The 21,725-nt window shown below is 72.1% G+C and carries 15 protein-coding genes; 10 read left to right on the top strand and 5 right to left on the bottom strand.

Going from position 1 to position 21,725, the window contains the following annotated elements:
• The first annotated feature begins 11 nt into the window (after window positions 1-11).
• From ACN267_RS12480 to ACN267_RS12455, 6 genes are all read left to right on the top strand, one after another.
• Window positions 12-1,289, top strand: a complete 1,278-nt coding sequence (locus ACN267_RS12480; RefSeq protein WP_204960850.1) for a low temperature requirement protein A — start codon at window positions 12-14, stop codon at window positions 1,287-1,289.
• A 62-nt stretch (window positions 1,290-1,351) separates the two neighbouring features.
• Window positions 1,352-1,891: a 2Fe-2S iron-sulfur cluster-binding protein gene (locus ACN267_RS12475; RefSeq protein WP_204960851.1), complete on the top strand. Its 540-nt coding sequence runs from the start codon at window positions 1,352-1,354 to the stop codon at window positions 1,889-1,891.
• Window positions 1,888-2,883 (top strand): FAD binding domain-containing protein, encoded by a 996-nt coding sequence (locus ACN267_RS12470; protein WP_204960852.1) that lies wholly within the window; start codon window positions 1,888-1,890, stop codon window positions 2,881-2,883. Before ACN267_RS12475 ends, ACN267_RS12470 begins: the two co-directional genes overlap by 4 nt.
• A complete protein-coding gene (locus ACN267_RS12465) occupies window positions 2,880-4,994 on the top strand; it encodes a xanthine dehydrogenase family protein molybdopterin-binding subunit (protein WP_421488709.1) in 2,115 nt (704 codons plus the stop codon). Before ACN267_RS12470 ends, ACN267_RS12465 begins: the two co-directional genes overlap by 4 nt.
• On the top strand, window positions 4,984-5,970 hold the full coding sequence (locus tag ACN267_RS12460) for an XdhC family protein (RefSeq protein ID WP_421488708.1): 987 nt from the start codon (window positions 4,984-4,986) through the stop codon (window positions 5,968-5,970). Before ACN267_RS12465 ends, ACN267_RS12460 begins: the two co-directional genes overlap by 11 nt.
• A 133-nt stretch (window positions 5,971-6,103) precedes the next feature.
• Complete coding sequence (locus tag ACN267_RS12455; protein WP_281903098.1) at window positions 6,104-6,631, top strand: nucleotidyltransferase family protein; 528 nt, start codon at window positions 6,104-6,106, stop codon at window positions 6,629-6,631.
• 17 nt (window positions 6,632-6,648) lie between these two features.
• Here ACN267_RS12455 and ACN267_RS12450 read toward each other — a convergent pair whose 3' ends face one another.
• Entirely contained in the window at window positions 6,649-9,798 is a 3,150-nt protein-coding gene (locus tag ACN267_RS12450) for a BTAD domain-containing putative transcriptional regulator (RefSeq protein ID WP_421488707.1), read from the bottom strand.
• Between the two features lie 142 nt (window positions 9,799-9,940).
• Here ACN267_RS12450 and ACN267_RS12445 point away from each other — a divergent pair, with 142 nt between their 5' ends.
• The gene (locus ACN267_RS12445) at window positions 9,941-10,918 is read left to right on the top strand and encodes a hypothetical protein (RefSeq protein WP_421488706.1); all 978 of its coding nucleotides are present in this window, start codon (window positions 9,941-9,943) and stop codon (window positions 10,916-10,918) included.
• A 171-nt stretch (window positions 10,919-11,089) separates the two neighbouring features.
• On the opposite strand, the gene ACN267_RS12440 is transcribed toward ACN267_RS12445, so the two are convergent.
• Entirely contained in the window at window positions 11,090-15,310 is a 4,221-nt protein-coding gene (locus tag ACN267_RS12440) for an FG-GAP-like repeat-containing protein (RefSeq protein WP_421488705.1), read from the bottom strand.
• A 402-nt stretch (window positions 15,311-15,712) separates the two neighbouring features.
• Between ACN267_RS12440 and ACN267_RS12435 the strand changes: the two genes are divergently transcribed.
• Window positions 15,713-16,006, top strand: a complete 294-nt coding sequence (locus tag ACN267_RS12435; RefSeq protein WP_204960859.1) for a hypothetical protein — start codon at window positions 15,713-15,715, stop codon at window positions 16,004-16,006.
• Window positions 16,007-16,335: 329 nt separating this feature from the next.
• Window positions 16,336-17,547 carry a pectate lyase gene (locus tag ACN267_RS12430; protein WP_421488704.1) on the top strand — a complete coding sequence of 404 codons (1,212 nt, stop codon included), beginning with the start codon at window positions 16,336-16,338 and terminating at the stop codon, window positions 17,545-17,547.
• Window positions 17,548-17,651: 104 nt separating this feature from the next.
• On the opposite strand, the gene xylB is transcribed toward ACN267_RS12430, so the two are convergent.
• Window positions 17,652-19,049 carry a xylulokinase gene (gene xylB, locus ACN267_RS12425; protein ID WP_421488703.1) on the bottom strand — a complete coding sequence of 466 codons (1,398 nt, stop codon included), beginning with the start codon at window positions 19,047-19,049 and terminating at the stop codon, window positions 17,652-17,654.
• A 122-nt stretch (window positions 19,050-19,171) separates the two neighbouring features.
• On the bottom strand, window positions 19,172-20,167 hold the full coding sequence (locus ACN267_RS12420) for a helix-turn-helix transcriptional regulator (protein WP_421488702.1): 996 nt from the start codon (window positions 20,165-20,167) through the stop codon (window positions 19,172-19,174).
• Here ACN267_RS12420 and ACN267_RS12415 point away from each other — a divergent pair.
• Window positions 20,126-21,172 (top strand): alpha/beta fold hydrolase, encoded by a 1,047-nt coding sequence (locus ACN267_RS12415; protein ID WP_421488701.1) that lies wholly within the window; start codon window positions 20,126-20,128, stop codon window positions 21,170-21,172. The two genes, ACN267_RS12420 and ACN267_RS12415, sit on opposite strands and share 42 nt — an antisense overlap.
• A 20-nt stretch (window positions 21,173-21,192) precedes the next feature.
• Here ACN267_RS12415 and ACN267_RS12410 read toward each other — a convergent pair whose 3' ends face one another.
• On the bottom strand, window positions 21,193-21,705 hold the full coding sequence (locus ACN267_RS12410) for a sigma-70 family RNA polymerase sigma factor (RefSeq protein ID WP_281898588.1): 513 nt from the start codon (window positions 21,703-21,705) through the stop codon (window positions 21,193-21,195).
• Between the last annotated feature and the right edge of the window lie 20 nt (window positions 21,706-21,725).

Genomic DNA, 21,725 nt, shown 5'->3' with positions numbered 1-21,725 from the left:
GAGGACCGGCCATGGGGAACCGGCCCGACCCGGCCGTACGCCCGGTCGACGAGGACCACCGCGCGACGCCGTTCGAGCTCTTCTTCGACCTCGTCTACGTCTTCGCGACGACCCAGATCACCGCCTACCTGGCCCACGAGCACAGCCCGTACGGTGTCCTGCGAGGGCTGCTGATCCTGGCCCTGCTGTGGGGAACGTGGTCCGGCTACACCTGGCTGGGCAACCACTCCCGGGCCGACGAGGGCCTGCTGCGGGCGGGGATGGTCGGCGCGATGGCGGCGATGTTCGTGGTGGCCCTGGCCATTCCCGAGGCCTGGCGGGACGCTCCAGGCGGCCTGCCCGGACCGGTCGTCCTGGTCTGCGCCTACCTGTTCGTCCGGTGGGTGCACCTCGCGGTCTACGCGGTGGCCGCGACCGGCGACACCGGCCTGCGGCAACAGATCGCGGTCACCTGGCCACCCCTGCTGGCCGGCGCGGCACTGCTGTTCTGCGGGGCGCTGGCGGGTGGCTGGGCCCAGGTGCTGCTGTTCGGCGTCGCGTTGCTGGTGGACTGGGCCGGCATCTACCTCACGGCCCGGCGCGGCGCCTGGCGGCTGCACAGTCCGGCGCACCTCACCGAACGGCACGGCCTGTTCATCATCCTGGCCCTCGGTGAGTCCACTGTCGCGATCGGGGTGGGGGCCGCCGGCCAGCCCGTCGGCGTGCCGCTGCTGACCGCCGCCGTCCTCGGCGTCGGGACCGCCGTCTGCCTGTGGTGGCTGTACTTCGACGTGGTGGCACCCGAGGCCCGGCGTCGCCTCGTCGCAGCGCACGACGCCGCCCGGGTCAGCCTGGCCGTCGACGCGTACACCTACGGCCACTTTCCCCTGGTCGCCGGGATCGTGCTCACCGCGCTCGGGGTGGAGGGTGTGGTGGCCCACGCCGACGGGACAGGGCCGTTGGGGGCCTTCTATGCGCTGTCCCTCTATGGCGGTGCGGCCCTCTATCTGGCCGGTCACCTGCTGTTCGAACGGCTCGTGCACCGTGCCACGAGCCTGCCGCGCCTGGTGACGGCCGGAGTGCTCACCGCCGCCGGTCCGGCTGCCGCCGTGCTCGCCCCGATGGCCGGCCTGGCCGGGCTGGTCGCCGTCCTGATCGTCCTGATCGTCGTCGAGACCCGCCAGTCCCGTCGGAATTCACGTCCGACGATTCCGTTGGTCGACGCCACGGTGATCGTCGGCAAACCGGAATCGCGGAGGATCGAGCAAGGAATCGCGAGGATCGAGATGGATGCGGCATCCGATAACTGATTACCTGAACACTTCTTGCGAACGACGCGATACCCGAATTCAATCAGCGGGAGGCGACGACGATGACCGATCAGACACACAGCACGATATCGCTGCTGGTGAACGACGTGACTCACCGGCTGTCGGTGGACAACCGTCGGACGCTGCTCGACGTGTTACGGGACGACCTGGACGTCACCGGGCCGAAGAAGGGATGCGACCACGGGCAGTGCGGCGCCTGCACGGTGCTGCGCGACGGCCGGCGGGTGGTCTCCTGTCTGACCCTCGCGGTCGCCGCCGACGCTGCCGCGATCACCACCGTCGAGGGGCTGGCCGTCGAGGGCAGGCTGCAGCCGATCCAGGAGGCGTTCGTGCGCCTGGACGGCTTCCAGTGTGGCTTCTGCACGCCGGGGCAGATCTGTTCGGCGGTCGGGATGCTCGCCGAGCACGCGGCCGGCTGGCCCAGCGCCGTCACCGTCGACGACCCACCGGACGGCGCGCCGGAACTGGACGAGGCCGAGGTACGCGAGCGGATGAGCGGCAACCTGTGTCGCTGCGGAGCGTACCCGTCGATCGTCCGCGCGGTGATCGAGACCGCCGCCCGGCAGGGGGTGGCGGGGTGAGGGAGTTCGCCTATCAGCGCGCCACGCAGGTCCACGAGGCGCTCACCGCGGTCGCCGGGAATGCCGGTGCCCGGTATCTGGGCGGCGGCACCAACCTCGTCGACCTGATGAAGTGCGGGGTCGAGGAGCCGACCCGGCTGGTGGACGTACGGCGGCTTCCCCTCGACGGCGTCCACGACGCACCGGACGGCGGGCTGGTCATCGGTGCGACGACCACGAACAGCGACGCAGCCGCGCACCCCGAGGTGCGCCGCCGGTTCCCGGCGCTGGCCCAGGCCGTGCTGGCGGGCGCATCCGGCCAACTGCGGAACATGGCCACGGTGGGCGGCAACCTGTTGCAGCGGACCCGCTGCGGCTACTTCACCGACCTCTGCTCGCCCTGCAACAAGCGGATCCCCGGCAGTGGATGTGCCGCCATCGAGGGAATCCACCACAACCACGCGGTCCTCGGCCACTCCGCGCACTGTGTGGCCACCCACCCCTCGGACCTGGCGGTGGCGCTCTGCGCGTTCGACGCGGTCGTGCGCTACGAGACGCTCGACGGCACCGGGGAGATCCCGTTGGAGCAGTTCTACCTGCCGGTCGGTGACCGTCCGGACCGGGAGACCGCGCTGCCGCCCGGCGCGCTGATCACCGCCGTCGCCCTACCCGCCTCCGCGCGGATCCCCCGATCGCGCTACCGCAAGGTCCGCGAGCGCGCGTCGTACGCCTTCGCGACGGTTTCCGTCGCCGCCGCGCTCGACGTCCGCGACGGCGTGGTACGCGACGTGCGCATCGCCCTCGGCGGCGTGGCGTCGCATCCGTGGCGGGCCCGCGCCGCCGAGGCCGTGCTCCGCGACGCCCGGCCCACCGCCGGGTTGTTCCGCGCCGCCGCCGAGGCGGAACTGAGCGCCGCGAAGCCCCTGCGCGACAACGGATACAAGGTGGCCCTGGCGCGAAACCTGGTCGAGGCCGTGCTCGGTGGGCTCGCCGCAACGGAGGGAAACCGATGAGCACGAACCTCGACCCCGGTGCCGTCGGCGCCCCGCACCCCCGGATCGAGGGCCCGCTCAAGGTCACCGGTGTCGCCCGCTACGCCGCGGACGTGCCGATGCCGGACCTGGCCCACGGCTGGCTGGTGACCGCCCCCATCTCCCGGGGCCGGATCCGCGACATCGACGCCTCGACCGCGCTCGGCATGCCGGGTGTGCTGGGTGTGCTCGACCACCGCAACGCGCCCCGGCTCAACCCCCGGGCCGGCAACTACTTCGGCCCGGACGGCAGCATGCAACTGCTCCAGGACGACGTGATCCCGTACGCCGGCCGGCCGGTAGCGCTGGCGGTGGCGGAAACGCCCGAGCAGGCGCGGGCGGCAGCGGCGGCGCTGCGGGTGACCTATGACGTCGAGCCGCACGACCTGGACTTCAACCTGGAGCACCCGGCGGCCCGGCCGGCATCGACCGCTTTCGGCCCGGAGGCGGACACCGGTGACGTGGACGCGGAACTGTCGGCGTCGGCGGTCGTGGTCGACGAGCGGTACCGCACCCCGGAGGAGAGCCACAGCGCCCTGGAGCCGCATGCCGCGACCGTGTGGTGGGACGGGGGCCAGGTGTACGCCGTGGACGCCAACCAGGGCGCGTTCAGCGTGGCCGAGGTGCTGGCCGCGCTGTGGTCCATCGACCGGGAGCGGGTGCACATCCGCGCCGAGCATGTCGGGGGCGGCTTCGGCGGCAAGGGCGCCTGCGGCCCGCAGGTGATCCTCGGGTCGATGGCCAGTGCGCGGTTCGGACGCCCGGTGCGAGTCGTCCTGACCCGGGCGCAGGTCTTCGAGGCGACCGCGTCGCGGCCTCCGACGGACCAGCTGGTCCGCATCGGCGCTGACGCCGACGGCCGACTACGCGCCATCCACCACCGACCGGCGTACGCCCTCTCGCCGCTCGCCGAGTACATCGAGTGGTGCACCGAGCAGGCCAAGATCCTGTACTCGGCGTCGGCGATCCGCACGCAGCTGACCGCCGTACCCCTCGACATCCTGCCGCCGGCCTCGATGCGCGGGCCGGGCGCGACACCCGGCTCGTTCGCCCTGGAATCGGCGATCGACGAGGTGGCGGAGCGGCTGGACATCGACCCGCTGGAGTTGCGCCTGCGCAACCAGCCCACCGTCGGGCCCGTGTCGGGGCTGCCCTTCAGCAGCCGCCGGCTGGTCTCCTGCCTGCGGGAGGGAGCGCGCCGGTTCGGCTGGGCCACGCGCGACCGGCGTCCGCGTGGCCGGCGCGAGGGTCCACTGCTGATCGGCACCGGCATGGCCACCACCTCCTTCGGTGCCGGGGTGTTCCCGTCGACGGCCTCGATCACGGCCGAGGCGGACGGGACGTTCACGGTGTCGGTCGGCGCGAGCGACATCGGCACGGGTGCCCGTACCGTGCTGACGGCGGTCGCCGCCGACGCGCTCGGGGTCGGCACGGAGCGGGTCCGCATCCGGATCGGCGACAGCGACCTCGGCATGGCCTGGGGCGCGGGCGGCTCCCGGGGCACGACGTCCTGGTCCTTCGCCATCACCGAGGCCGCCAGGAAACTGCGGGAGAACCTGGGCGACCCGGCCCGACCGGTGACCGCGACGGTGGACACCACCACCATGATCGACTACCGGCCCGGCCGGGAACGGCAGACCTACAGCGCCGTCTTCGCGGAGGTGACCGTCGACCCGTCGACCGGCGAGGTACGGGTACGTCGCCTGCTCGGCATGTTCGCCGTGGGCCGGGTGATCAACCCGCTGCTCGCCCGCAGCCAGGTGATCGGGGGAATGATCATGGGGCTCTCCATGGCGCTGCACGAGGAGAACGTGCGCGACCCCCGCACCGGCAGGCAGACCAACGGCGACTTCGCCGGCTACCACGTCGCCGCCCACGCCGACGTGCCTGACGTCGAGGCCGACTTCGTGCCCGACTACGAGCCGCAGGACCCGTCGGGCTTCAACGGGCTCGGCGAGATCGGCACGGCCGGCACCGCGGCGGCGATCGCCAACGCCGTGTGGCACGCCACGGGCACCCGCCAGCGGATCCTCCCGATCCGCCTCGACCGGGTGCTGGAGCCCGCCGACCCGGGCACCCCCGATGCTGCGTGAGGTCTGGTCGTTCGTCGACGCCCACCGCCGGGCCGGACGCCCCGTCGCCCTCGCCCGGCTGGTGGCCCGCGACGGCCCGGGAGCACGGCCACTCGGATCGACGATGGCGATCGCGGCGGACGGCACGTGGCGCGGCTCGGTGTCCGGGGGCTGCGTGGAAGCCATCGTCGTGGAAGCTGCCCGCGCCGTTCTCGCCGGAGCGGCGGCGCACGTGCTGCCGGTGACACCGGGGGAGTTCCTGCTGTCGTGGGAGGACGTGCCCGCCTGCTCCGCCACCATGCAGGTGCTGGTCATGCCGGCACCACCCCCGCCGGTGCACGACGCGATCACCATGGCGTTGCGGCAGGACAGACCCGTCGCGGTGGGCGTCGGACTACAGCCGCCGTACCGGTGGTCGGTGGCCCCGACCACGGACCAGCTCCCCGGCGACCAGCCGGCGTACGTCGAGGCCCTGCCGCGCCGACGGCGGCTGGTGCTCGCCGGAGCGACCGACCTGGCCGCGGTGGTGGCCACCCTGGCGGAGCCACTGGACCTGGCGGTGTCCGTCATCGACCCACGCCCCGGCCACGTCGGATCCGGGGCGCTGCCGGCCAGCGCCGGGGTGGTGCGCGCCTGGCCGGACGAATGGCTGACCCGTCACCCGCTCGGACCCGGCGACGCCGTGGTCACGTTGAGCCACGACCCCCGCATCGACGACCGGACGATCCGCGCAGCGCTGGCCGGCGGCGCGGGACACGTCGCGGCGCTCGGCAGCCGGGCCACCCACGCGCAGCGCCTGCGACGTCTCGCCGGCACACCCGGCCTGGACCGACTCGCCGGTCCCGCCGGACTGGACCTGGGCGGCGCGTCCCTGGCCGAGGCGGCCCTGTCCATCCTCGCCGAGGTCGTCGCGGCGGGGAACGGCCGGGCCGGAGGCCGGCTGCGCAACTCCCGGCTCCCCATCGGCGTCCACCCGGCGACGACGGCCCATGGTTGACGTCCGGCCACCGGTCGGCCGTGCGTCGGCCGGCCGGACAACCCCTTCCCACCACCTCACCCGCCCCAACGGGTCGACGGACGTCCCATGGGCGGGGACGAACCCCCACAGCGCGGCGAACCCCGTCGCCGGACTGGTCCTGGCCGCCGGGGCGGGACGCCGCTACGGAGCGCCCAAGGCGCCGGTGTTCCTCGGGCAGGCGCTCCGCGCGCTCCGGGACGGCGGGTGCGAACCGCTCATCGCGGTCCTCGGCGCCGGAGCCCGCCAGGCCCGGTCGGCCGTCGACCTGACCGGCGTCCACGTCGTCGACAATCCGCTCTGGGCCGCGGGGATGTCCTCGTCGTTGCGGCTCGGCCTGAACACGGTCGCCGGCCTGCCCGGGATCTCCGCCGTGTGCGTGCACCTGGTGGACATGCCCGGGGTCACCGCAGCGGCGGTGGCCCGGCTGCTGACCCACACACACCCGGGCTGTCTGGCCCGCGCCTGCTACGACGGCGAGCCGGGCCATCCGGTTCTGCTGGGCCGCGACCACTGGGCGGAGGCGGCTGCGACCGCGCGGGGCGACCAGGGCGCGCGGGCGTACCTGCGTCTGCGGGCCGACCAGGTGAGCGTCGTCGAGTGTGCCGACGTGGCCGCCGGCTACGACATCGACGAACGGTAAGGACCGTTCCCTGCCCATCACCACTCGTGACGCCGACCGAGCCCGTCTGCGGGGTCCGGCGAGGGTTCCGCGAGGAGGGCGAGCAGCTTTTCGATGCGTTCCGTGCCCGGCTGGTGGCCGGTCCGGGCGTGCGACCGTGCCGCCAGCCGCGCGCTGCGCCGGGCGGCGGCCACGTCACCAGCCCGGTACTCGGCCGCGGCACGGGCGGCGAGCGCCCGGCCTTCGAGCAGCCGATAGCCGCACTGCCGCGTGACGGACAGCGCCGCGTGGCACCAGGACGGTGCCGTGGGCTCGTCGATTTCGGCGAGGCTGACCGTGATGTCGGCCTCGATGTACCGGTCCGCGGTGGTGCGTGCCGTTCGCAGGGCGTCCAACAGGGTGCCGGTCCTCCTCTCGACGATGCCCAGGATGTGGAGGGCGAGCGCTTCGACCCGGGGCTCGACCGGCGCGCGCGCCATGTCGAGCGCCTGCCGGGCGAGGCGGGCCGCCTGCGGATCGTCACCGCGGTCGCAGTGGACCCGGGCCAGCGCGCACAGGGTCGTGGCCCGGCCCCGGCTGCCCGTCTGCTCATGCAGTTCCAGTGCCTCGGTCAGCGTCCGCAACGCGTCGTCGGACCGGCCGAGAAGGTGATGGACGACGCCCAGGTTGCTCAGGATGAGCGCCCGGCTGGAGGGTGTCCCGCCCTGGTGTGCCAGGGTGAGCGCCGCGTGGTGGTGGTCGGCGGCTTCGCGCAGCCGTCCGAGGTCGGCGCAGACCAGTCCGAGGTTGTTGTGGTTGACGGCGACGCCTGCGGTCCGGCCGTTGCGCCTGTTGAACTCCAGCGCCTGCTCCATGACCCGCAGTGCTTCACCCGGCTGGCCGGTCATCCGATGGACCGGGCCCAGGTTGCCCAGCGCGGCTGCCTCGCCGTCGCGCCATCCCGAACGGTTCGCGCAGCGCAACGCGAGCCGATAGTCGTCGATCGCCTCGGCGAACCGTTCCAGCCGCCAGTGCAGGGCGGCGAGACTGAGCCGGGCCGCCGCCTCGGCCTGTCCGTGCCGGTCGGCCTGAGCGGCGCAGAGACCGGTCTTCGCGACCTCGGACCACTGCGTGGTGTGCATTCCCAGCCACAGGTATCCGCGCAGCGCGTCCGCCAACGACCAGGCGACGGTGTGCAGTTCCTGGTGCGCCGCGTGCCGGGTCACGGCGACGAGGTTGTGCCGGTGCGCGTCGAGCCAGGCGAGGGCGTCGACGTGGGTGGTGAACCGCATCGGTGGGCTGGCGGGCGCGGGTAGCTGGGTGGGCACGCGCAACACCTGTGGATACAGCCGGTCGGCTGCGGCGTACACGCTGAAGAGGTACCAGGACAGCAGTTCGACGAGTGTCTCCTGATCGTCATCGATCTTCGCCAGCTCGGTCACGTACCGGCCGAGCAGGTCGTGGGTGCCGAAATGGCCGGGCGTCCGCTCCTGGGCCAGGTGCGCGTCGGCGATACGGGAGAGCATGTCCGCCGCCTCGTCGACCCCGCACCGCAGCATCGCGGCGGCCGACTCCGCTGTCACGTCGCAGCCGGGCACCAGCCCGAACAGCCGGAAGAGCCGTTGGAGTCGAGGCGGGAGCGTCCGGTAGGAAGCGGCGAACGCCGAACGTACCGCCAGCTGCTCGTCGTCCCGGACGGTCAGCACGGTCAGCGGGTCGCCCGCCCGAAGCCGTGCCAGGTACCCACTGACCTTCTCGTTGGGCCGGCCGTGCAGGTCCGCTGCGGCGATGCGCAGGGCCAACGGCAGGTGCGCGCAGTCACTGGCCAGTTCCGCGAGGGCGTCCCGCTGCGCGGCGACCCGTTCCGCGCCGACGACGCGGGTCAACAGCTCGGTGGCCTCGTGCGGCGCGAGCACGTCCAGGGACAGCCGCTGCGCGTCGTGCCGGGCGGCCAGCCCACCGAGGCGGTCACGGCTGGTGACGATCACCAGGCAGCCGGCGCCGCCGGGCAGCAGCGGCCGGACGTGTGCGGTGTCGCGGGCGTTGTCGAGCAGGATCAGCATCCGCCGGTCGGCGAGCACGCTGCGGTAGAGATCCGTCGCCTCGTCGACGTCGTCAGGCACCTGGGTGGGTGGCACACCGAGCGCGCGCAGGCAGCGTGACAACGCGTCCAGCGGCGCGACCGCCACGCCGGGCGAGTAGCCGCGTAGGTCCAGGAAGAGCTGACCGTCGTCGAAGAGGGGCCGTACCCGGTGCGCCCACTGGACCGCCAGCGCCGTCTTGCCCACCCCGGCCGTGCCGATGACCGCGACGACCGCCAGGGCGCCGTTGTCCCGGGCCCGGCTCAGCATCGTGTCCAGCGCGGCGAGCGCGTCGCCGCGGCCGGTGAAGGTGGCCAGGCCGGCGGGCAGTTGGGCGGGCCGCAGACCGGTTCCGGTCTGGGGGACCGGTGGCGTGGGCCTGCCCGGCGGGAACTGTTGCCGCAGCACCCGCACGTGGGCCTCCGCGAGCCGCGCGCCCGGCTCGATGCCCAGTTCGTCGGCGAGGAGGCGACGGATCCGCTCGTACACCCGCAGCGCCTCGGCCTGGTGCCCGGACCCGGCCAGTGCTGTCATCAGCCGCGCGGCGAGACCCTCGTGCCACGGGTTCGCGGTGACCAGCTCGCGCAGCGGCGCCACCGCGGCGGCGTGCCTACCGAGCGCGAACTCGGCGTCGAACAGGTCCTCGGACGCGGCGAGCCGCTTGTCGTGCAGGCCGGCGGCGGCGGCCGGTACGAACGCGGCGGCCGCGCCCGCGAGTGCCGGGCCACGCCACAACGCCAACGCCTGGCGTAACAGGGTGGTGGCCCGATCGTGGCGGCCGGAGTCGGCGTACCGACGTGCGGTCTCGGCAAGCCCGGCGAAGACCGCGACGTCCAGGTCGTCGCCGGCCAGTTCAAGCCGGTATCCCCCGGAGTCCGAGTAAATTGTTTCGGGTATGCCGGCCGCGCGGGTCAGCCGGCGTAACCGGGAGACGCAGACCTGGACCTGTGCCCGTGCGCGGGTGGGCAGAGCTCCGCCCCACAGCGCCTCGGCCAGCTGTTCCGCTGACACCACCACGTTGGCGTTGAGCAACAGGTACGCCAGCACGGCGCGTTGTTGGGGTCGCCCCAGCGGCACTCGCTCGCCCCGCACCACGGCCTCGACCGGGCCGAGCAAGCGCCATGTCATCCAGCCCCCACATCGACGTATCGATAGTGATTCTAGGCGTTGCGGCCAGGGCGGCTATCGGACGGCTAGCCGATGGCAAGCCGGGCCGCGCAGCCTGATGGAGCCGGGCGGACGGCCCGGAACATGAGGTGAAGGAGCTTCAATGAGACGAAGAATCCGTGCGGCTCTCCTCGCGGTGACGACGCTGGGCATGGTCGTCGCGTCGGTCGGGGTCGCACAGGCTGGCGAGTCGGCGCAGCCGCCGCAGCCGTCCCAGTCGTCCCAGTCGTCGCTGCGCGACGCACGGGCCGCCGCAGCGGCGTCGAACGGACTGGGCCCCGCCGCGAAGGGCGGGATCGGCACCGCCGCCGCGTGGTTCACCGGCACCGTCGCGGCCGGCGGCACTCAGGGCTGGACCTGGACCAACGCCCCGGCCGACGCCGCCTACGTGGTCGGCTACAACCCGGCGGGCGCCACCACGTCGGCCACCTGCCAGTTCGAGACGATCAGCAGCCGGTACGTCCAGCTGTCCAGTGGGGAGCGGCAGTTCCAGTTCACCCTGAAGAACGTCGGCTCGATCGCCTGTGGCGCGACGGTGCAACTGGCGGCGGTGACCAGTTCGTCCCTGGTCTCGACCGGTGGCGTCAATCCGGGTGGCACCCAGACGTACCTGTGGAACGTCCCCTGGAACACCATCTGGGTGGCCGGTCTCAACCCGAACGGGGCCACCAGCTCGGCGGCCTGCCAGTTCCAGGTGACCCGCATCTGGACCGTGCAGCCGGGCAGCTCGCTGCGGCAGATCTGGGTGGAGGTCAAGAACGTGGGGACCATCACCTGCCAGGCCGATGTCCGGCTCGGCTCCACCACCATCGGGTCGCAGTTCTCCATGGCGACCGTGAGCCCCGGCGGCACCTGGTCCACCACCTGGAACAACGCGAATCCCGTCAGCTCGGCCTACGTGATCGGCCCGTCGCCCCAGGGCAGTGCCCCCACCTACTGTCAGTTCGAGGTCACGCGCGTGGTCTACGTCCAGCGCATCAACGGTGACGGATCCTCGCAGCGTCAGCTCGCGATGTGGTTCAAGAACCTCAGCACGCTCTCCTGTGGAGGAATCGCCTACCTGCAAACCATCGCGGCCTGATCCCGCACCCGTCCCTGCGGTCACCGCGCGACGACCACCGTCGTCGCGCGGTGACCGCGCCCCTTTCCGTCACCACCCGTGCCCGGGCTCCGGGCGGACCACTCCGCCGGGGGCATCGGCCCGGGTCCGTCACCGCACGCACCTGGTCGGCGGTGGCTGCCCACCTGACACCTAGCGGCGCAGCCAGGCCCGGACCGCGCTGTCGGCACCGACGATCAGGTAGTCGGCGCGGCGGTCACCGTTGACGTCGGCCAGGCGGACCTGGTCGCCGGAGGCACCGATGCCGGTGGCGATCTCCCCCGCGAGGGTCCACCCGCCAGCGGGATCGTTCAGCCAGGCCCGCACCCGGCCCGCATCGTCGACGGCCAGGTAGTCGGCGCGGCGGTCACCGTTGACGTCGGCGAAGCGGACCTCGGCATCCGTGACCCCCACCCCGGTGGCGATCAGGCCCAGATCGCCCCAGGGCGCCCCGGAGCCGCCGCGGTTGTTGTGCCAGGCCCGAACCCGGCCTGCGGCATCGACCACCAGGTAGTCGGCCTTGCGGTCACCGTCCACGTCGGCGAAGCGCACCTGCGAACCGGCGACGCCCACCCCGGCCGCGATCTCGCCCACGGAGTTCCAGACCCACCGGCCGTTGCCGTCCTTCCCGCCGTTGAGCCAGGCCCGGACCCGGCTGGAGTCGTCCACGACCAGGTAGTCGACGCGGCCGTCACCGTTGATGTCGGCCAGCCGTACCCGGTCACCGGTCGACCCCACCCCGGGTGCCGCGATGCCCTGGTAGACCCAGCCCCAGTTCTGGTCGCCGTCCCGGCCGGCGTTCAGCCACGCCGCGATCCGGCCGGTCTCGTTCACCACCAGGTAGTCCTCGCGGGCGTCCCCGTCCAGGTCGGCGAACCGTACCTGGGCCCCGGGCACGCCGGCACCGGGCGCGACCGTTCCCTGCCACGCCCACCGGTCGACACCGCTGAACCGGTCGTTGAACCAGGCGGTGATCATGCCGTTCTCCCGGATCGTCAGGTAATCGGCCCGGCCGTCCCCGTTGATCTCGGCCATGGCGACCCCGGACCGGGCCACCCCGACACCGGAGGCGATCTCACCCTGGTACTTCCACCCGCCGACGCGGGTGGCGAAGTCGTTGAGCCAGGCCTTGATCCGACCGGCGTCGTCGATGAAGAGGTAGTCGTCGCGGCCGTCGGCGTCGAGGTCCTTGAGCACCAGCCCGTCCCGGGTGACTCCGGCGGCGGCGGCGACCTGTCCCTGACCGATCCAGGCCGACCCCGTGCCGCCCCGGTTGTTGAGCCAGGCAGTGACCGTGCCCTGGTCGTCGACCACGAGGTAGTCGTCGCGGCCGTCGCCGTCCAGGTCGGCGAACCGCACCCGGTCCCGGGTGGCGCCGACACCGGTGGCGACGACGCCCGCCCCGATCCAGCGTGAGCCGGTGCCGGGCTGGTAGTCGTTGATCCACGCGCTGACCCGCCCGGCGTCGTCGACCACCAGGTAGTCGGCCTTGTGGTCGCCGTTGAGGTCGGCGAAGCGCACCTGGTCGCGTGTCGCGCCCACTCCCGAGGCGACGACGCCGGCGTACTTCCAGCCCCATCCGTTCGGTCCCGGAGCGTTCAGCCAGCCCGAGACCTGGCCGCCGGCGTCGACCACGAGGTAGTCGTCGCGGCCGTCACCGTCCAGGTCGGCCAGCCGGACGTGGTCCCGGCTCGCCCCGACGCCGGAGGCCACCACGCCGGCCCAGTTCCAGCCGTCGTCGCCACCATCGCCCGGCGACGGCGTCTCGGCGGCACACGCCTTGGCGGTGCCGGACACCGTGGCCGGCGGGGCGATCCAGTGCTCGTGTAGCGCGTCAACGATCGCCGCCCGCCACGCGGCGGCCATCTTGCCGAACCCGGCGGCGTTCGGGTGGAGGTTGTCGGTCATGTCGGCCGCGGTGACGGCGGACATGTCGACCGTGCGTACGTACCTGCCCTGCGCGCGCAGGTTCGCGACGATCCCCGGGATCTGCCGGTTGTAGTCCTGCACCCGCGCGTTGACGGCCGGATCGTTGGACAGGATCAGGGTCGCCACCAGCACGGTGGTCTCCGGGGCCTGGTCGAGCACGTCCTCGATCAGCGCGCGCAGGCGCTTCGGGGCACCCTCGGCGCCCTCGGAGCTGCGCATGTCGTTGGTGCCGATGTGCAGGGTCACCACGTTCGGGCGGTAGGACGGGATGGAACAGCTCGTCGCCAGCTTGTCGATCTGGTCGATCCGCCAGCCGGGGTGACCCTCGTGGTCGGGGTCGGCGAAGTCGCCCTGGCGCATGGAGCCGACGAAGTCGAGCGAGGTCGTCACCGACTGCAGGGAGTCGAACAGTTCGCGTCGGTACCCGTTGTTCCCCGCCGCGCCGACGCCGTAGGTGATGGAGTCGCCCAGCGGCATCAGCCGCAGGTCGGTGCTGGGATTGGAGCGTGGCGGCAGCCGGGTGGGGCGCGGCGACGGGTCACGGTCCGGCGGCGTCGTCGGCCCCGGGCCCGGCGCCGGGCTCCGCGGACCGATGCGCCACCGTTGGGAGTGACTATCGTCGCAGACGGCGGCGACAGCCGGGGCCTCGGCCCGGTCCGAGGCCTCCAGGCACAGGTGGGTGGCCTCGTTGCGGAACGTCACCTCGGTCGGGAGGTCCGGGTCGTCCGGTTGGGAGTCGGCGATGTACTCCACCCGCCAGCGGTGCCCCTCGCCGTCGTTGGTGGATCCCGGGTCGTCGCAGCGGTAGACCACCGCCTGCTTGGGCTGCGCGTCGTCGTCGCTGCGGTAGACGTCGAGGCAGTCCTCGGTGGCGTGCTCGGGCCGCAGCCGGACGAGGTTGTCCCCCTGGTCCACGGTTTCGAGCCGCCAGCGCTGGTTGCTGACGTCCCGGGGCGGATAGGTGATCACGGGGGAGTCGTCCCCCGACAGCCCCCGGAAGACGTCGAGGTAGCTGCCGGAGGTGACGGACTGGATCGTCTGGTTGGTGACCGTCGTCTCCCACTGGCTCTCGGGGATGCGGGCGGCGACCTCCCAGATCCGCTGTGGCCTCTTGTCCGGGTCGCAGTACTCGGTGACCATCGGCTGACCCTCGAGCTCGGGCATGCTCAGGCAGGCGTCCGGGTAGGAGACGTTGCGCCACATTGCCGGGCCGCCCTCCGCCGGCGGGTCCTCGATCGCCCACCGGGCCCCCGGGTCGTCGCAGTCCACCGGCAGCACCGGGTTCAAAGTCCGGTCCTCCAGCGGCTTCGCCATGCCCACGCACTGTTTCGTGCGGCGGTTGCGCAGGACGTTCCAGAAGTCCTCGGCGAGCAGGTGCTCGAACACCTGGTTCTCGTTGTTCTGCCGCCGGTAGGCGACGAAGGTGCCGTTGGCGGTCTGATCCAGGAACTCGCCGTGATCGCTACGGATCAGCACCGGGTTGACGTGGATCGGTCGGACCGGCGCAGGCGGGGTGCGTACCGTGTTGTAGTAGACCGGGCGGTGGTCCGACCGCGGTGTGTCGGGCGACCAGGCGACGAAGTTCAGGCCGGGGACGTTGCTGATCGCGAAGTCGAGTTCGCTCCGGCTACCCGTGTCGGAGTCGACGTGGGTCCACTCTCCGGTGCGGAAGAGGTTTTCGTTCGGCTCGAGGTGCAGGCTCAGGTCCCGCGCCTCCTGGGTGGTGCGGTTGATGATGTTGACGTTGTAGTCACCGGCAATCACGTAGGTCTGCCCGGGCCCCATTCGGGCCCGCGCCCGCGCCAGCAGGTCCTGTACGTCGCTGCCGCGGGCGTGGACGTTGAAGTACCAGACGTTGCCGAACCGGAGCCCCAGCAGCGGCCGGAAGCGGTAGGCGTTCGGGTCGCCGGTAACAGGGTCCGCCCGGAAGCGGGGGTTCTCGACGACCATCACGTCGTCGGCGGGCTGGTCGGTGATCGTGACGAGGTTGACCCGGCCGCCCTCCCAGAGCATCACGTTGGTGTGTTCGATCCATTGGGGGTCGGTCTGGAAGAAGTAGACGTGGTGGAGGGGGCCGCGTGAGGAGCCCTGCGGGGCCCACCGGGAGTGCTGTACGTACTGGACGCCGCGGGGCACGCTCGGCCGTCGGATCGCTATGTCCTCCACTTCCCCGTTGAAGGGAACGGGGAGACTCGGGCCGGCCTCCTGGATCATGACCACCGGGAAGCGGGCCGCCATGTCGGCGACCTGGTGGCTCCACCGGTTGCCGTTGTCGCTGCCCTGCATGTTGTAGCTGACGAAGGGCGACAGGCCGTTGGGGTCGACGGCGTGTGCCGGCGCGCCACCGCCGATCGTCACGGCGAGGCCGGCCAGCAGGGCGGCGACCAGACCGCCCGCCAGACTACGACGGGAGGACCCGTTCCGCCGGCCGGTTCGGGCCGACACCGATGGATGCTGGGACGACGACATGGACGCCTCCGCCTGCCGGGCCGGTCACGGACGGCCACCCGCTCGGCGCTCCTGCGCCGTCAGCGGGGAAGGCGGACGGCGTAGGGCCGGCGCGGTTCCCTGCCGCCGGAGAGCGTATCGCCCGTCGGGTGGTCAAGCTGACCCGCAAAGCCCGGCTCCGTGGTTGAAACGGACCACGGCGACCGGGCCGTCCGCAGGTCCCGTCGTCGGGGTTGGCCGGGAGTCGGTAAGGCTACGCTGCAACGAACGTGATTTCGATGAACCCGAACCTCACTCGATGACGCGAGGCCGAGAGCGAAGCGGGGACCGTCGTTGCCATCCCGGCCGGTGCGGCTTTGCCACAATGGACGGAGCGCTAACTACTCCGAAGGGACCCCGGTGAAACGGCGACTTCTGTCCGTACTGACGATCGCGGCTGTCAGCCTCACCGGCGTGGCCGTGGTGGCCGCGCCGGCCCATGCCAGCGACGCGCCCGGCTTCGTCTGCAACCTGACGCAGAACACCTGGCTGCGGGCCGCACCGCACGGCTACGTCCTGCGTACCCTGACCGCCGGTCGAGGGTTCCGCGCGCACGCGGGCTGGGGCGAGGACAACGACAACTGGGTCTACGGCCACGGCGCCGAGGACCCGTCGCTGGACGGCTGGGTCCCGCTGGGCAACACCACCTGCTGAACGGCCACGATCGGGCGGATCGTCCAGGACCAGCCGGTTGGATGCCCGCAGTTGCGGGTCGAGCCGCCCGGCGGAGTCGATGACGAGCTCGATGGTCACGACCTGGGACGGCCCCGGGACGGGTTGACCACGAAGCCGCACCCCGCCTGTGAACAGGGCCGCAGGCCGTTGCCAACGGTGCTCACCCTCGGACAACGCGGGGACAGCCCTTTCCGCAAGACAGCACTGACGAGGGCAGTGTGACCCTTGCCTCACCATCGACCAGTCCCTATGGTTGATGGAAAGCGCTTTCCCGTCCCAAGCGCTCACGCTCGAAAGGGTGAAACCAGATGAGACGCAAAGTCGCCTCGCGGTGGCTGGCCGGTGGTGCCACCGTGGTCGCAGGTGCCGTCGTCGCCCTGGCGCTGCAGATCCCCAGCGCCTCGGCCGCCACCAACCTGAGCCTCGGTGCCGGCGCCGACGGCTCCAGCAAAGCCAGCGGTACCAGCTACGGCAACGTGATCGACGGCAACGCCGGCACCTACTGGTCGCCGGCCGGCTCGACCGGCACGGTCTCGGTCAAGTGGGACAGCTCCACCACCGTGTCCTCGGCCGTCATCGTGCAGGCATCGGGCGGCGGATCGATCAGCGGCTGGCAGCTCAAGAACTACGACACGGGCGCCGTCCTGGCCAGCGGCAGCAGCGCCCCGGGCACCGTCACCTTCTCCTCGACGTCGCTGAAGAAGATCTCCTTCGTCATCACCGGCGCGTCCGGCACCCCGAGGATCGCCGAGTTCGAGACGTACGCAAGCGGCGGGTCGAACCCGACCGCCAGCCCGACCTCTGGCCCCACCAGCGGTCCGACGTCCAGCCCGACCAGCAACCCGGGCACGCCGACCGGCGCGTGGCCGTCGTCGGCCGGCTCGGTCAACATCTCCGGCACGGTCAACGTCTCCGGCACCTTCGACGGCGGGATGAAGACCTACTGCTGCATCGGCGACGGTGGGCAGAGCGAGTCGCAGGACCCGATGTTCAAGATCGCCAACGGTGGCACGCTGCAGAACGTCATCCTCGGCTCGCCCGCCGGCGACGGCGTGCACTGCGAAGGCACCTGCACCCTGCGCAACGTGTGGTGGAACGACATCGGTGAGGACGCCGCCACCTTCAAGCAGACCAACGGCGGCACCTCGTACGTCATCGGTGGCGGCGCGCGCAGCGGCAGCGACAAGACCTTCCAGCACAACGGCAACGGCACGGTCAACATCTCCGGCTTCTACCTGAAGGGGTCCGGCAAGCTGTACCGCGGCTGCGGCAACTGCACCACCTCGTACACCCGCCACGTGCGCATCGACAACGTCCTGGTCGACGACATCGACATGCTCGCCGGCATCAACAGCAACTGGAACGACACCGCGACCATCACCCGCGTGGTGGTGATCGGCTCGGCCACCATCTGCGGCAAGTACAAGGGCGTGCCCAAGGGCAGCGAACCCAGCTACCTCGGTGAGGGCTGGAACGACGCCAACTGCAAGGTCAACAGGAGTGACGTCACCTTCCGGTAGTCACCCCGGATGCGCTGCGGCGAAGAGGGGCACCCGCCACCCGGGCGGGTGCCCCTCCCGGGGCGTGGTGGGTGCACGGGTGCCGGCCTGCACGCCTGCGACCGTCAGGTCAGCAGCGGTAGCGCCTGCTGGCGGACGTCGACGTAGCGCTCGTACACCCCGGGGGTGCCGGCGGCCGTGATCTCCTCGGCCGCGACCGGCCACGGCGGCGGCTCGGCGTCGCCGGACAGCGCCCAGGCCGCCTGCCGCGCCGCGCCGAGCGCCACGTACTCGGCCGGGCGCGGCACGCTCACCGGTGCGCCGAACAGCGCCGGCGCGACCGCCCGCACCGCGCGGGACCGGGCCGCGCCGCCGATCAGCAACACCCGGTCGATCGGCACCTCCTGGGCGCGCAGCGCGTGCAGGGCGTCGGCGATGCCGCCGAGCATGCCCTCCACCGCGGCCCGCGCCAGGTTCGCCGCCGACGCGTTCGCCCGGGTCAGGCCGGCGAGCACACCGCGCGCGTCCGGCAGGTTGGGGGTGCGTTCCCCGTCCAGGTACGGCAGCAGCGTCAACCCGCCCGCCCCGGGTTGCGCCGCGAGCGCCAGGTCGTCCAGCTCGGCCAGGGACCGGCCGAGCAGGTCGGCGACGGCAACGAGCACCCGGGCCGCGTTGAGCGTGCACACCAGCGGCAGGAACCGGCCGGTCGCGTCGGCGTACCCGGCCACCAGGCCGCTCGCGTCGGCGGTCGGCACGTCACCGAGCCCGTACACACACCCCGAGGTGCCCAGCGAGACCACCACGTCACCAGGCCGCAGACCGACGCCGAGCGCCCCGCCCATCGTGTCGCCGGTGCCGGCGGAGAGCAGCGCGCCGGCGGCGGTCTCCCCGACCACCTCGGCCGGGCCGGCGACCCGGGGGAGTGCCACGTCCCGGCCGAAGGCCAGCCGTACCAGGTCGTGCCGCCAGGTGCCGGCGGCCGGCGACCAGTAGCCGGTGCCGGACGCCTCGCCCCGGTCGGTGGTCGGCGCGCCGCCGTCCGCGCGCAGCCGGTGGGTGAGCCAGTCGTGCGGCAGCAGCACCGTGCCGGTGCGGTCCGCGAGGTCGGGCTCGGCGCGGGAGAACCAGCGCAGCTTGGTGACGGTGAAGCTGGCCACCGGCACCAGCCCGACGGCATCGGCCCACGCCTTCGGGCCGCCGAACTCGGCGGTCAGGTCGACGGCGTCGCCCGCCGAGCGGGTGTCGTTCCAGAGGATGGCGGGCCGCACCACCTCGCCGGCCTCGTCGAGACAGACCATGCCCTGCTGCTGCCCGGCGACGCCGATCGCGGCCACGCCGTCCAGCAGGCCGGCGCTGGCCTGCTGGTATGCGGCCCACCACGACCGTGGATCGACCTCGGTGCCGTCGGGGTGCGGGGCGCGGCCCGTGCGGAGCACCTCGCCGGTCCCGGCGTCGCAGACCACGACCTTGGTCGACTGGGTCGACGAATCGACCCCGGCGACGAGGGTTCTCCCGCCAGCCATGGCGATGCCTCCGTAGCTCGGTGGGCCCCGACTCTACGTCCAGCGGAGTGATTAGTTCAATGGCCTTACATAATTCGACGTCGCTGATCCCGTCGTCGTGCCGAGCGGGCAGCCGGAGGCCGTCAGCGTCGTCGGGGGTTCCGACGAACTCGATCGTCGTTCTGGCGTTCCGGGCCGTACCGCTCGACGAGCACGGTGCCGATCGCGGCCAGGTGGTCCAGCACCCCCGCCGGGCCGGTCACCTCCAGGTAGTCGACCAGCCCGGCAAGCTCACCGGCGAGTTTGCGTTCGTCGTTGCCCCGGATCACGACCTCGACGCGGCCGTCGGTCGTGGCACCTCCCACGTCGAGTCGGGTGCCGAACCCCAGCCGGAGCACGCCGATCCCGTGGGGCGCGCACCTCGCGTACGCCTCGATGGGTGTTCGCCTGCGTTCGACCTCGTCGGCGATCTCGCGCCAACTGCGGGCAAGGTCGAAGTCCCCGGGCCGGTGAACGGGATCGGCGGTCGGGTCGACGGACGACACGCGGTCGATCCGGAAGGTCCGCCGGCCTGCCTCCGTGCCGGCGACGAGATACCACGACGGGCCCTTGGCGACGACGCCCAGCGGGTGGACGGTCCGTCCGGTGGCGGTGCCGTCGCGGTCGACGTAGCCGAGCCGGATCTGAACGCCGCGGATCACCGCATCCTGGAGTTCGTCGAGGAAGCGCGGCGGTCGGGGTTCGACCCGGCTCGACCCCCATCGTTGCGGGTCCGTGACGAGCGACGACGACGCCGTTTCGGCCTGCGCCCGCAACGGCTCCGGCAGGGCGTGGACGAGCTTGCGTAGGGCCGCTTTCACCGTCGGCGTGACGGCCGAGGCCGGACCGGCGACCAGGAACAGGGCGCGGGCCTCGCCCGCGGTCAACCCGGACAGGTCGGTACGGGCGCCACCCACGAGCCGCCAGCCGCCGCCCCGACCCTGCACGGAGTACACCGGCACGCCGGCCATACCCAGGGCGTCGAGGTCACGGCGGGCGGTGCGTTCGGAGACCTCCAACTCCCGGGCGACCTCCGCCGCGGTCACCTGTTCGCGCTGTTGCAGCAGGAGGAGGATCGCCACCAACCGGTCGGCTCGCACCCGGACAACCCTGCCACGGAAACCGGTCAGGAGGTGACCGGTATCGGTCGCCAGGATGCCGGCATGACAATCGAATTTCCCGAGCCCACCCGCGTTGCCGTCAACGGTGTGGAACTCGAAGTCTTCGAAGCCGGCCGGCAGAACGCGGGGAACCCCGTGGTGCTTTGTCACGGCTGGCCGGAGCACGCCTTCTCCTGGCGCTACCAGGTGCCGGCCCTCGCTGCGGCGGGCTACCACGTCATCGTCCCGAACCAGCGGGGCTACGGCAATTCGTCGCGTCCCGCCGACGTGACGGCCTACGACATCACGCACCTGTCGGGTGACCTCGTCGCCCTGCTCGATCACTACGGCTACGAGGATGCCACCTTCGTCGGCCACGACTGGGGCGCGTTCGTCGTCTGGGGTCTGGCCCTGCTGCACCCGGACCGGGTCAACGGCGTGGTGGCGCTGAGCGTGCCCTACCAGGAACGTGGAGAAACGCCGTGGATCGAGGCCATGGAGGCCGGGCTCGGGGGCGACTTCTACCTCGTGCACTTCAACCGGCAGCCGGGCGTCGCGGACGCCGTGTTCGCGGAGAACCCGCTCCGGTTCCTGCGGAACCTGTACCGGAAGAACCTGCCTCCCGTAGCGCCGCAGCCGGGCAACGCGCTGATCAACCTCGCCCGGATGGAAACCCCACCGGGGGAGCCCGTGATGAGTGACAGCGAACTGGCCGTCTTCGTCTCCGCCTTCGCGTCGACAGGCTTCACGGGCGGAATCAACTGGTACCGGAACCTGGACCGCAACTGGCGGTTGCTGGCGGACGTGGACCCTGCCATCCGACAGCCCACCCTCATGATTTACGGCGATCGCGACCCGGTCGCGAGGGCGGAAAGGCTGACGACTTTCGTGCCGAACGTGGACGTGGTCAGTCTGGACTGCGGTCACTGGATCCAGCAGGAAAAGCCGCAGGAGACGACCGAGGCGATTCTGACGTGGCTGGACCAGCGCAGCAGCACGCCTTAGGCGGTGCCGCTTCGCGTTCTTCAACTGCCCGTCAGCGCGTTGCGCAGATGCCGTACGGCGTAGTGGGCGCGCGATTTGACGGTGCCGGCAGGAATGTCGAGCAGGGTGGCCACCTCGTCGACGGAGAGTCCTCTGACGTACAGCTGCAGCAGGACCGACCGGTGTGCATCGCCGAGTTCGCCGATGGCGCGTCGCAGGGTGAGCGCGGCGACCGCCGTGTCCGCCGTGGCGTGGGGCGAGGGGGGCAGGTCCAACTCGGCGAGGTCGACCTCGACCGGCCGCCGCTGCCGTTTGCGGTACGCGTCGACCGCGAGGTGTCGGGCGACGGTGAACAGCCAGCGCCGCTGCGGCTCCCCGCCTGCGGGGAGCCGCTCCCGGCTGCGCCAGGCCCTCAGCATCGTCTCCTGTAGCAGATCCTCGGCGGTGCAGGGAGAGCCCGGTGGCGTCAGCCGCCGGAGGTAGTGCAACAGCGCGCCGCCGTTGTCGCGGTGGAGTTCCCGCATGTGGGCGTCGACGGCGGTGGTTGTCGGCATCGTATTTCCCCTCGTTGTCC

It is taken from the genome of Micromonospora sp. WMMD734, from assembly GCF_049178975.1.
GTDB classification, from domain to species: Bacteria; Actinomycetota; Actinomycetes; order Mycobacteriales; family Micromonosporaceae; genus Micromonospora; species Micromonospora wenchangensis.
This window is presented reverse-complemented; position numbering and strand designations above follow the sequence as displayed.